Here is a 12,751-nt window from a genome sequence, read left to right as displayed (position 1 = left end):
CGCCGGGGTTGACGGACCGCATCATTTCTGTTCCCCAACCAACCGGTTCAACTCCTGGACAACGGCCCGTTGGAGTGGCTCCGCCACCTTGGACAGCATCCTGTTGATGATGTTCTGTACGACGACGTCAACCATTTGGCGATCGAAGTCGTCGAGAGGTTCATCCATGGGATTTGCGAGCAGAGTCGCTACGGGTGCGGTGGAACCCTGTGCTTCTGATGAAGAGCCCACTTCATGCACCGAAGAAACCGGCTCAGGCAACGCGGCCGGAGCCAAGCCACCATCGTTTGAAAACGCGGTGTCCTGGTTCGTATCCGCAGGGTTGGGTGAACCTCCACCAATAATGGAAGGAAGCGAGCCGAGGGGGTACACGACGTCCAAACGGGTGGTCGTTCTCGTCAGAGCTATATACAGGAGGCGTTCTCCGTGGGGCTTGTCCACAATCCGCTGTGGGTCCACCACAATGACGGCGTCGAACTCAAGTCCCTTGGATGCTTCCGGCGTCACCAGGTTGATGGCATTGCTCAACCCGCCGGACGTTGATTCGCTCCATTGAATCTCTTCGGATCGGAACGCAGCCCGGATGTCGTCCCAGAGCTCGGGGACGGCGATGACACCGACAAACCGGCCGCGTCCACTGTGGTGAACCACGATGTCGGCCACCTCGCTTGCGAGATCGTCCTCGTCGACTTCCGAGAACTCCGGCTTCGCGTTGGCGGACCTGGTCACCAGAGGAGGCGTGACATGCGGTGCCGCCACGGCGAGGACTGGCGTGGCAAGGGCAAAGACTTCTCGGGGAACTCGGTAGCCGTGTTCCAGCTCCTCGAGGCTGCAGGGCAGGCTCGAAACAAGCATTTCTTTGACCCGGTCCCAGTTCTCCATTGCGCTTGGACCGGTGGATTGGGCGATGTCGCCAACGACGGTCATCGACCCGTGTCGGGACCGGCGCCGGATCGCCATAAGTTCCATCTCCGAGAGATCCTGTGCCTCGTCGACTACGATGTGGCCAAATAGGTCGGGTTCCCCTCTGAGGCCCTCTGCCGCTTCATCGATGAGAGCCAGATCTGCGACTGTCCAGGGCTCATCGGCAATATTCGAGGCCATTGGACGGTACAGCAGCTCGATGTCTGAGGCACGCAGGTCGGTGCCGGTTGAAGCTCGCAACAAGCGTTCCTTGGACCCGAGGAGCTCACGGACGAACTGTTGGGGGTTGAGCTGCGGCCAGATTTGATTGACCGCAGAGTCCAGACTCTTAGGGTCAAGAAGATTGGGATCCCTGAAAGGCGCGAAGGCGTGCCGTAGATGTTCAGCCTGTGCCAGCTCTATCAGTGACGACTTAAACTTCGCGCGGCCTTCCAGATATATCTCACCCTTAAGGGCCCGGATATGGTCAACAACTTCTTCCGGAGGAACAGAGATAAACCGTCCGCTGGAGCGTTGCTGAATCCGCACCGGCGCCTTCGGTTCCCGGATTCGGTCAACCAAACCGGTGGCAATGATATCCGCCATGAGAGCAGAGCCCTTCAACGCCGCTACATTGGGGCTTTCTATCGCTCGGACCTCGGTCCCGGGAGCGAGCATCTCGGGAAGGGCCTGCTGCACGACGTCGTTATCGCCCAGGTCCGGCAGGACTCGTCTAATATACCGAGTGAAGGTGGGGTTGGGACCGATCACCAACACGTCACCCGGCCTGAGATCGTCCTGATAGTTGAAGAGCAACCACGAGACACGGTGCAAAGCAACAGCCGTCTTTCCCGTGCCAGGGCCGCCCTGAACGATCAAAAGGCGGTCTTTGTCCATCCGGACAATCTTGTCCTGCGCCGCCTGAATGGTACGGACGATATCCGCCATCTGGCCATTACGTTTCTCGGACAGGGCGGCGATCAATAGGTTGTCATCGGGAGCCTGCCAGTGCTCAAGTTCGGCAACCGCCTGGGCGAGCTCTTTGAAAACTGTGTCCTGAAACGTCTTGATCCGGTTTCGCTCCGCATCAAAGGAGCGTTTACGTAGCAGTCCTTGCGAATCATGCGCCGTCGCCTGGTTGTAAGCGGCCGCTGCCGGAGATTGCCAGTTAATCACTAAAAGGTTCTTGTCGGAATCGAAGATGGGATGCTTGCCGACGTAATACACCTCGCCGTCTTCACAATCCATCCGGCCGAAAGCGACGTTCTCGCCCAGGTCGATGTCCGTCTGGTTCGCGAAGGAACGGGCAAACGCCCGGCGTTCGGCGGCCGTTCCTGCCGACCAGTCTCTGACCCCGCGACCTGCTACCGATTCCTCCCGATACGCTGCGGCGAGATCGAAATAGTCCTGCTCCATGACGATTTCATCTGCCGTGTTCAGGCGCGGATCCAACGACTCTATTGACATAGCTTCCCCAACCAATATGCGGTCCTCACCTATGAGGACTGCCTCTCACGGCTCAGGTTATCGGTAGGCGGTGACAGTTTTTGACAGCCGCGCGGTAGCTGATGAATCCAATCGCTACTCGCGGCCTGCTGAAGCCGGGATTCGTGTTCTTATAAACGCAACGTGTCAAGTTACAAAAGGTTTTCGAAGTTACAAAAAGTGTTTAGACACCTCCATTCTGAAAATGTCAGTGCCGGGACCTACTGTGATCCGTGTCGCAGCAATTCCGTCCCAGCATCAGGAGGCAGTTATGAGTTTTCCCGTACCCGTAGCCCCGGCTCGGCCCTTCATTTCCGCCGCCGATACCGTTGCGGCCCGAAGCGGTATCTCTGTGCGTGTATCACCGAAGCACGGGTTGCTGGTCTGGGCTGTTGTCAGAACACAGGGCAGCCAGGTTTCAGCAGTTCAGTCCGGGATTTGGAATCCTTCGTGTCCCGGCGGACAGCCGAGTCTTTACGGCACTGTGCGCCAGGCAGTGAACTACCAGCTCCAAGCTGGCACCCAGGAGATCTACTGCGACGACGAAAACACTGCAACCAGCCTCCAGGCCCTGGGGGTGTCCGCCAGCTTCCAGTACCCTCCAGCCGTCGCCATCACTGCCCTGGACGAGGCAGTTGCCGTGGAAATCAACGGCTGGTTCGCACAACTGACCATCACCACCGATTCATCGCGCGGAAAGTGTTCTCCCTGGCTCGGGCACGGCTGGGTACTGGACTTCGGCGGGGAAGCACGGGTGAAACCGGGGCAGAAGGTCTCCGAAGGAGACAGCATCCTCGAAGGCGAGCTACGGTCAATCAGATTCGGCTTGCAGGCTGCCCGGGGTGTCTATTCATCGGCTTTGCAGGGCGGCACCGCCATCACTGTTCGGTCGGACAGCCAGCTGGCCCTCCGCATGCTCACGGAACCAGGTTTCGCACCGCCGTCGGCAAGCCGCTTTTGCCGCGAGGAAGTAGCTCGCATCCTTGGATACACACGCGACGCCCAGGTGCGCTTCCTGTGGGTCAAAGGCCACAGCGGCGACCCGCACAACATGGCGGCCGACCGCTTGGCCGTGCTTGCCCGAAGGTCCCGCGAGGCCGATCTCAGCTTCGATGAGGTACAGCGCCTCACAGCGTTGGCCCACCAGGACGTATTGAACGACATCCGGCGCTCCCGCATGGCGCTGGCAGCCTGACCACGTTTCTCATCAACGTCAAGAATTAGGGGGATCCCATGACCCAGACATCACAGACAACTTCACCCAGTCCCTCACGCCCTACCGCCCAGGAACGAGACGCGGCCATGGTGCAGAGGTACATCGAGGGGGAAACCCTCGAAGCCATCGGCGCCGACTACGGGGTTACGCGGGAGCGAGTCCGGCAAATCGTCAGCAAGGTAGGTGGCAGCATGGCGGCCGAATCCCGGAAACGCCGGTTGGAAAAACGGGAAGCGGAAACCAAAGCCGCCTCCCAATCCTTCATGGAATCATACGGAGCAGTGGCGCGGACTGCCGCTGCAACCGGATCGACCCGCACGGAAACGGTCCTGAGACTGTCGATCCTTTTTCCGGAGATGGACAAGGACTTGGCCGAGTCGACCCTTCGGGATTCCAGTATCCGGTTTGATACCCGGGCTCAGGACATATTCTCCAAAGCCGTTGTTGAAGCGGGCCTGTATTACCTTGTGGGGGCCGAGCTGGGTCTGGCTCCGGACCCGCACTTTGCAGCAGCCAATCTGGGCCTCGACATGATGACAGAACTGGTCGCTGTCCTCCAGCAAGGTACGGCAACGGAAGAAGACATCGCAACCATTCTCGGAATCATTGGCGCTGCCAAGCGCCACATCGCCGAGCATCCAGAAACGACAATTACCGGTTCGCGCTATGACGAACTACGCGATGAACTTGTCCCGGCTCTCGGTTGGGAATCCCGCCAGGGCGCGTCACCTTGGCCGCCGACCCGGCAAACCGTCATGGGGAGGTACACGTATTGGAATGCCGCTCTGGAATCCATAGGTCTGGCCGCCTCCAAAACGGGACGGCCGCCGGGGCTGGTCAAATTCTCTGAAGCTCTCTACGAGAAGGCTATTCGCGATTTCGTCAGTGACATGAACCAGGCGGGTTTGCATCCCAGCCATGACAAATACACAGAATGGTCCGCCGCTATGAACGCGGTGGGTCGGGAGTATCCGTCTTCATCGAGCATTCGCAACTATTTCCGTAACTGGACCGCCGCTCTTCGGTTTGCGCAAAGCGAGAGTAACGCCCACTCTGCCTCGGAACATAGCCAGCCCGAAACTTCTGCCGAACCGAAAGATGACACCGCGACGTGTCCTAGATGTTCCCACGAGGCATGGCGCATCGTCCGCGGCCTATGGACGCCCGACCCGGATAACCCTGAACCCAAGGTCTGGTCGGCAGGCTGCATGGTTATTTCTGACGACCCCAGAACATGGCACTGCATGAACAATGGCTGCGGCTGGGAATGGTAATTCTCCAGCCCCGTGCAAGCCGCCGCTAAGACATCAGCACCTACTGCTAGGTTGAAGAACACTTAATAACAAGGGGGAGTTAATTGAGTACGCATTCATTGAGTACTAGCGCTGCACTGGAGGAGCATTCGTCCACGCAGACTTACACCAGCACACCGGAAGCACTGCAGGCCCTGGCCGAGGCCGTTACCAAGGCTCAGCAGGGCAAACCGCTGCAGCCGGTGACCGTCCTGGCGCCCAGCCGGGTAGCCGCACAGGACCTGTCCCACTACCTGGGCAGGATCCTCAACGACGGCCGCGGCAGCGCCGCCGTCCGCACCACCACCTTGGCCGATCTGGCCGAGGAACTCGCCGCCACCGACGGGCAGCTGGCCTGCCGCGCGCCGCTCCCGGCGATGGTCCGCGAAGGTGCCGTCACCGCCGTGCTCGCCGACACACCCGGACTGTTTACCGAAGTCGCAGACCAGCCGGCCACAGCACGAGCCATCGCCGCCACCTCCGCATCCCTGGACGCAGCCTGCCCCGACGACCTGACTGGCCTGTCACCCTTGGTGTGTGAGGTTGCCCGCGTCCACCGGGCCGCCGCCGGGATCCTCGGGGACAGTTGGTACACCAGCCTTGACCTCTACTCCGCTGCCGCCGCCGCACTGCAGACGCCGCGGATCGGCAAACTTTTGGGCCCCGTGATCGGTTTCCAGCTCGCCGACGAGCAGGACCCGTCCGCCGCAGCCTTCCGTGCCGCGCTGGAGCAGCAGGCAGGAACCACGTACCTCACCGCCATGTGCTCCCCCGCCCCGGGCGAGCAGATCCTCAGCGCATCCGACGCCGACGACGAGGCACGCGCCGTCGTCCGCCTGGTCATCGAAAAGCTTCGAACAGGCACATCGGGTCACCGCATCGGAGTTTTCTATTCCGCCGCGGAACCGTACCGCGCCCTGCTGGCCCAACGCTTCGACGAAGCCGGCATCAGCTTTGCCGGCCCGTCCGCACTCGCACTGGCTGATACCGGGCTGGCCCGTGGGCTGGCCAACCTGCTTCACCTGGATCCGGCGAACCCCGATGTCCGGGTCATCCTGGACGTGATGTCACAGGGCGTCCTGCACTGGCGCGAGGAAAACCTGCCCAGCAGCGCCGTCTGCGAGCGGCTGCATGCCTCTCCCCCGGCCGAGCAGGAGGAAGCGGACGAAACCCGCGAACCAACCGAGGCAGAGCAAAAACGCCAGCAGGCCTACGCGCAGTTCACCGGCTTCGTCGGAGTCCTGGGCGAACGGCTGGCCGAGGTCTTCACCGCCCGCACCTGGACGGAGGCCGCCGGGACCCTGGCGGAGTTCGTCACGGAGTTCCTGGGTCCCCGGTCCGAGACGGAACGCCCGGAGCTGGCCAAGGCCCGCGAAGCCCTCGAGGAGGTGCTCCGCGACCTCGGGCTGCTGCACGGGATCGCGCCGGCACCCTCCGCTGCGGCGGTACACGCCGCCGTCGCCCAGGGCATCGATGCCCGCCGCTTCTCCACCGGCAGCAGCGGCACCGGGGTGGTCCTGGGATCGTACGACGACGGCGTGGGCCGGGATCTCGACGTCGTCTTCATTACCGGTGCGGCGGACGGACTCGCTCCCGCCCGTATCCGGGAGAACCCGCTGCTTCCCGACAGTGCCGGCCATCTGCTGGCGGTGAAGCTGCCTACCATCCACGAACGCTCCTCCGCCCGGAGGGAACAGTTCCGGCAGCTGCTCGCCACCGGTACCGACCGCACCATCCTGTTTCCCCGCGGCAACCTGCGCGCCGGCGGAACCCTCCAGGCCTCGCGTTGGCTGGGCGGCACCACGGTAACGGATCTGCCGTCCTTCGCGCACGGCCTGATGCACGGCTCCCCCACGGGTGTGGCCGCCACGGGGCAGGAATGGCGCGTCCGCCGGCTCCTGAGCACCGGGTCCCTGACCGGCGACGCCGTGCTGGCCAACGTGTCCGAAGTCCGGACCGACCGCCGGAACGGGACCTTCTCCCGTTTCAACGGCAACCTCACCGGTGTCTCCGGACCAATCATCGATCCGCAGCGGGCCATCTCGCCCACCAACCTTGAGGACTGGGTCATCAGTCCGCTGGCCTACTTCCTGCACCGTGTCCTGCGTGCCGAACTGTTTGAGGATGTGACCCTCGAGGTCCAGATCAGCAACCTGCAGCGCGGCAACCTGATGCACAAGGTGCTCGAGGACTACGTCCGCGGCCTGACCGACGGCAGCCAGACGGTGTCTTCCGAGCGGCTGCTGGAAATTGCCGAAGCCGCTTTCGAGTCCACCATCAATCCTGCCTGGCTGCTGCACACCTGGGACCGGGACAAATCCCGGATCCGCACCGACCTCCAAAAGGTCCATGATTCGGACCAGCAGGCACGCGAGAACGGCTGGCAGCACCTCTCGGTGGAAGCCGAGTTCGGCGCCGAGGACGGCGAACCGTCAGTGGAACTGGACCTGCCCAACGGCAGCATCGTCCGCTTTAGAGGCAAGGTGGACCGCGTGGACCGGCATTCCAGCGGTCAGGTGCTTGTCATTGACTACAAGACCGGCAAGGCGGACAAGTACAAGAAGCTGACCCGCGAGGATCCCACCGCAGGCGGCACCCGGTTCCAGCTGCCGGTCTACGGCCTATTCGCCCGGCGGTTCTCCACCGATCCCGGCGCGGAGGTCCGCGCCGAATACCGGTTCATCACCGCCGACGGGAAGTACGAACGCGTCGGCTATGAAGTGGGGGCCGACGTCGAAACCCGGCTCCGCGAGGACGCCGGACTGGTCATGGCGGCGCTGCAGGCCGGGATCTTCCCGCCCCGGCCCGAATCGGACCGGTACACCAACCACACCACCCTGATGGGCGCCGCCGGAGTGCGGCACACCTGGGAGCGGCTCAAGGACGACCCCGCCCTCAGCGACTATTCCCGCTTCTTCCAGGAGGAAAAATGAGCCAGCCGACAGTCACGCCCGCCCCGGACAAAGCGGGCAGCACTAAGAAGCCCCTGCAGGACAAGCAGGCACGGAAAGACATCGCCGAAAAGCTGGGCACCACCGTGTTCGTGGAGGCCGGCGCCGGCAGCGGCAAGACCCATGCCCTGGTTGGACGCATTGCTGCCCTGGTGGACGGCGGCGTCGACATCGGCGGCATCGCGGCCATTACCTTCACCGAGAAGGCCGCCGGCGAACTGCGGGACCGGCTGCGCAGCGAGCTGGGCAAGACCGACGGGCTGGACAGTACCGGGGCCGAACGGCGGAATACGGCGCTGGACCGGCTGGATGCCGCGCCCATCGGCACCATCCACTCCTTCGCTGCCCGGCTGATCAGCGAATACCCCATCGAGGCCGGGGTTCCGCCGCTGATCACCGTGGTGGACGAGCTCCGCTCCCAGATCGCCTTCGAGCGCCGGTGGGAAGACGCGCAGCAGGCGTCGTTTACCGATCCGATGGCCGACGCCGCGCTGCGGGTGCTGCTCGCCGTCGGTGTCACCCTGGACCAGCTTCGGAAGGTCGCCGCTGCCCTGGACGGCAACTGGGACCGGCTGCGGACCCACCCGCCGCAGCGGCAGACCGTTCCGGTGCTCGACGTCGCCCCGCTGCTCCGCGCCGCCGAGCTGGTGCTCGAACGAAAGGCCGACTGCACCGACCCCGCGGACAAGCTGATGGCGCGCTTCCCCGTCGTGGAGGAATGGCGCACCCGGCTGCAGGAAGTCTCCGGCTCCGGTGATCTGGGCCGCATTCTCGACGTACTGAATGCCCTGCCCTCCACCGGCTACGCAAGGAAGGGTTCCAAAAAGAACTGGGGCGGCGACGTCGAAAGCGTCCAGCAGCAGTTCCTGGCACTGGTCGAAGAGCGGAACGGGCTCATCGCCGGCTTGGTTTCCCCGGCGGTCAACACGGTCAGCGCGGTCCTGGGCGACGTCCTGCTGGCAGCCGCGCAGGTCCGGCAGCGCAGCGGTGAACTGGAGTACCACGACCTGCTCGTCCATGCCCGCGACCTGCTGGTCGGCGAAACGGAAGCCGACGCCCCCGCGCGGCTGCCCCTGCACCGGCGCTACACCCATCTCATGCTCGACGAATTCCAGGACACCGACCCCGTCCAGGCGGAAATCGCCGTCCGCCTCGCCGCGGACACCAGCTGCGGCACCGACGGCTGGGAGGACCTCCCGGTGGCCCCGGGACGCCTGTTTATGGTGGGCGATCCGAAACAGTCCATTTACCGTTTCCGGCGCGCCGATATCGCCACGTTCCTCGCCGCACGTGCCCGTGCCGAGGCGGATCCCGGCTCCCACATCGCCGCCCTGCAGACCAACTTCCGCTCCACGGAGCCCCTGCTGGACTGGATCAACAAGGTGTTCAAGAAGCTGATTGAACCCAACGGGACCGTTCAGCCGGACTACGCCGAACTGGCGCCGGACCCCGACCGGCCGGCTTGGAACGACGACGACGGGCCCGCCGTCGTCGTACTGGGGCGCACGGATCCCGCTCCGGATGAGAACGGCAAAGTCAGCGCAGCTAGCCGCAACCGCCAGGAAGCCGCCGACGTCGCCGCGGCCATCCGGGTGGCGACCGGCAGCGGCGGCACGGACGCCTGGCAGCATCAGGCCGGGAACAAGGATGACTTTGCCCGGCGGGCGCTCGAGCTGCAGGATGTCTGCATCCTCCTGCCCACCCGCACCGCACTGCCCTACTTGGAGGACGCGCTCGACGCAGCCGGCATTGAATACCGGGCCGAAGCATCCTCGCTGGTCTACGCCACCCAGGAGGTGACCGATCTGCTGCTGGCGCTGCGGACGCTGGCCAACACCGCCGACCAGGCGGCCCTCGTGCTGGCCTTGCGCTCGGCGCTCTTTGCCTGCGGCGACGACGACCTGTTCTGCTGGAAGCAAGCCGGCGGAGCCTGGAACCTGTATGCACGGGTGCCGGAGGGACAGGAAGACTCACCCGTGGGGAAGGCCTTGGGTTACCTTCGGTCCCTGCACCGGGAACAGCAGCTGCTCTCCCCGGCCGAGCTGATCGAGCGGATCGCCGCCGACCGGCGGGTGCTGGAAGCGGCAACCGATACCCCGCGCTACCGTGACGTGTGGCGGCGGATCCGGTTCGTGATTGACCAGGCGCGGGCCTGGTCCGAGGCGACCCACGGCGGTCTGCGGGATTATCTGGCCTGGGCGGCCTCGCAGCAGGAGGAAAACGCCCGCGTCAAGGAGGCCATGGTCCCCGAGACGGACATGCAGGCGGTGCGGATCATGACCATCCACGCGTCCAAGGGTCTGGAATTCCCGATGGTTATCCTGGCCGGCGCGGGCTCCGCTCCCATGCACTCGTCCGCACCTGCCCTCTGGGATGTGGCAGGCAACGTCTATGTCCGTTTCCACAAGGACGTCGAGACCCATGGCTACGAGGAAGCGGCCGGGACGGAGAAGATGTTCACGGAAGCGGAACGCCGTCGGCTGCTCTACGTTGCCTGTACCCGGGCCGAAAGCCATTTGGTGGTCTCGCACTACAACGGGTCATCCAGCAGTCTCAGCGGTCTGCTGGCGAAGGAGAATACCCTCGAGCTGGCCCCGGATCTGGAACTGCCCGAAGATCTCCCGCCGCTGCACAAGGCACAGGCCTCGGCCGATCCGGTGCCGGAGTTTGCCGGCTGGCTGTCCTCGAGCACCGGGTGGGCCGCGGCGTCGGCACGGGTGTCCCGTACCTCGGTCACTGCCCTTGCCAAGGGCAGCGACGCCGGGGTCACGACGGACTACGGAACCGCAGGTACGTTCACGGTTCCTGTAGGGGAAGAGGAACGGCTTCCCGCGTTCGCAGGCAAGCCGGAGGAACATGGAACCGTGTTCGGCACCTCGTTGCACCGTCTGCTCGAACTCACGGACCTGAAGCTGTCCCCGTCGCTCTCTGGTCTGGCAGCCGATGTCGCCTCCGGTGCGGGGCTGCGGAACGCTGCCGATCTGGAGGCGTCCGCCCGGGCCGCCCTGGAAAGTACGCCGGTCCGTCGGGCTGCCGAACGCGAACACTGGCTGGAACTGCCGGTCGTGGTGCCGGAGACCGGCCACACCGTGGAGGGCATCATTGATCTGATGTACCGGGAGGATGACGGCACCCTGGTGGTTGCCGACTTCAAGACTGACATCAGCGTCAGCGAGGAGCAGGCGGCTGCGTACTGGCGGCAGTTGGGCAGTTACGCCAAGATGATTAGCCGGATCACTGGCGAGGAGGTCAGCGAATTGGTGCTGATTTTCTGCCGAGCGAGCGGTGCCGAGGTCCTGCGGCGGACCCGGGGCTAAGGTAAAACGAAGCCCTCCGGCATCCTGTCGGATGCTGGAGGGCGTCGGTGCTACGGAGGCTTACGCCGCTTTGGCGGGTGATTCCAGAGGAGACAGGCTTCCTCGCGCGTCCCTCATCCAAGTCTTCCCATTGCTGTCGGTGAACGTCAACGACGCCAGGTAACCGGAGTTTTTCAAAATAGGCTCTGTTACGTCGTCTTTCAACAGCGTCGGGAACCCATCATCTTTTCGATCAGATACGAAGTAGCGCCCCGGCGGAAGAATGGCTATTTGCTTGGCAACCCGGGCGATCTGCACGCCCTTGTTAGTTTCACCTGCTTCGCGAAGTACCTGCAACGAAAATACCGGTGCCGAGGTCCTGTTGTCTACGATCAGTCCCCAGGATTGCTTTCCCTGTTCTGGCGTCAGTATGGCGGGCCATGAGACGATTCCGGTAGCCTGCTGCCGTGCCTGGTCCTCTACCGCTCGAAGTTCCCGCTCCTGCTCAATGCTGAGCATGTTCTGCGTATGCTCCAGCGCATTGTTGGCTTGCTTCGTCTGGTTCGCGATGAAGAACAGCGCCCCTACAGTACCGACGGCGGACAGAATTTCCGCCAGATTTACAAAGATGTCCACTTATTTCCCCCATTTGTGAGGCCATGCCAGCAGAAAAGTACCGCGGGCTTAGCCATATACTTGCCTAGCTTTTATAGCAGTACGGACACCAATACTCAAAAGCGTCATAAAGAACAGGCACAGCACGATCGAGAATCCAAAAATGAAAAGCACACTTCTGAATTGCACATTTATTCAGGTGTTGTTCTGCCAAGAAAAGGGGTGTGCTGCCCGTGCCGCACAAGTGCTAGAGCTGATGTCTTTTCGTGGGGTGTCACTACCCTTGAGTTCGGAATGGAGGGTACTTAACGCTCTCCGTGCCGCCACAACCGCGACGGCCGTCCGCGGGTGCCGTCCGACATCTGCCCGGTACCGGCCAGTTGCGGTTCCATCTGCCGGCGGAAGGTGTCGCGCATCAGCGGCCGGCCGGCCACCGCCTCGTGCAGGTCCCGAAGTTCCTTCAGCGTGAAGGGGTCGTGCAGCAGGCCTGCCGGATCGGGGGTCTGCGCATAGTCCTGCCGCATTCGCTCAAGCGCCAGGAGCACCATATCTGCGTGGCCGTAGGGCAGAGCAGCGATCAGGTCCGCCTCCTCCGCGATCGAAGCCAGACGGACATCGTCGGACTGCAGCGGGGCTTCCAGCTCCCGGAACGGGACTGCGTCCACATGGGCTACGGACAGTGTCCAGCCCCGGTCATCCCGGTCCGGATCATCGAAGACATGGAGCTGCTGCGGGACCCTCCCCTCGATTCCAGCCTTGTCCCGGAGGGATCGCAGGACGGCATCCGCCAGAGTTTCACGTTCCCGCAGGAACGTGCCAGGCAGCGCCCACTCCCCCGCGTGGTGTTCCTCCCGCCTGCGTACGAGTAGGACCATCAGTTCGTCCCCAGCCACGGTCAGCGCTGCGGTGTCCACAGCCACGGAAGGACGCGGATAATCCAGGAGGGACAAGGGCGTACGGGACTCACTCATACCCTCATTTATCTCAATCTTG

Annotated in this window: 7 protein-coding genes; 4 read left to right on the top strand and 3 right to left on the bottom strand. The window is 63.4% G+C overall.

Annotation, left to right across the window (positions count from 1 at the left end):
- Positions 1-21 precede the first annotated feature (21 nt).
- Positions 22-2,370, bottom strand: a complete 2,349-nt coding sequence (locus N2K99_RS03380; protein WP_227933869.1) for a UvrD-helicase domain-containing protein — start codon at positions 2,368-2,370, stop codon at positions 22-24.
- Positions 2,371-2,872: 502 nt separating this feature from the next.
- On the opposite strand from N2K99_RS03380, the gene N2K99_RS03375 reads away from it, so the two are divergent.
- The 4 genes from N2K99_RS03375 (at position 2,873) to N2K99_RS03360 (ending at position 11,164) form a co-directional block, all read left to right on the top strand.
- On the top strand, positions 2,873-3,583 hold the full coding sequence (locus tag N2K99_RS03375) for a ribonuclease HI (protein ID WP_227933868.1): 711 nt from the start codon (positions 2,873-2,875) through the stop codon (positions 3,581-3,583).
- Between the two features lie 38 nt (positions 3,584-3,621).
- A complete protein-coding gene (locus N2K99_RS03370) occupies positions 3,622-4,878 on the top strand; it encodes a sigma factor-like helix-turn-helix DNA-binding protein (RefSeq protein ID WP_227933867.1) in 1,257 nt (418 codons plus the stop codon).
- Between the two features lie 83 nt (positions 4,879-4,961).
- Positions 4,962-7,829, top strand: a complete 2,868-nt coding sequence (locus tag N2K99_RS03365; RefSeq protein ID WP_227933866.1) for a PD-(D/E)XK nuclease family protein — start codon at positions 4,962-4,964, stop codon at positions 7,827-7,829.
- Positions 7,826-11,164 (top strand): exodeoxyribonuclease V subunit beta, encoded by a 3,339-nt coding sequence (locus tag N2K99_RS03360; protein WP_227933865.1) that lies wholly within the window; start codon positions 7,826-7,828, stop codon positions 11,162-11,164. The genes N2K99_RS03365 and N2K99_RS03360 overlap by 4 nt, the downstream gene beginning before the upstream one ends.
- Before the next feature lie 60 nt (positions 11,165-11,224).
- On the opposite strand, the gene N2K99_RS03355 is transcribed toward N2K99_RS03360, so the two are convergent.
- Both N2K99_RS03355 and N2K99_RS03350 read right to left on the bottom strand, forming a co-directional pair.
- Positions 11,225-11,779 (bottom strand): hypothetical protein, encoded by a 555-nt coding sequence (locus N2K99_RS03355; protein WP_227933864.1) that lies wholly within the window; start codon positions 11,777-11,779, stop codon positions 11,225-11,227.
- Positions 11,780-12,063: 284 nt separating this feature from the next.
- Positions 12,064-12,729, bottom strand: a complete 666-nt coding sequence (locus tag N2K99_RS03350) for an NrtR DNA-binding winged helix domain-containing protein (RefSeq protein ID WP_227933863.1) — start codon at positions 12,727-12,729, stop codon at positions 12,064-12,066.
- Positions 12,730-12,751 lie beyond the last annotated feature (22 nt).

Source organism: Arthrobacter sp. zg-Y1110, assembly GCF_025244865.1.
Taxonomy (GTDB): Bacteria; Actinomycetota; Actinomycetes; order Actinomycetales; family Micrococcaceae; genus Arthrobacter_B.
The sequence above is the reverse complement of the archived record's forward strand: the minus strand, read 5'-3'. Positions and strand labels throughout refer to the sequence as shown.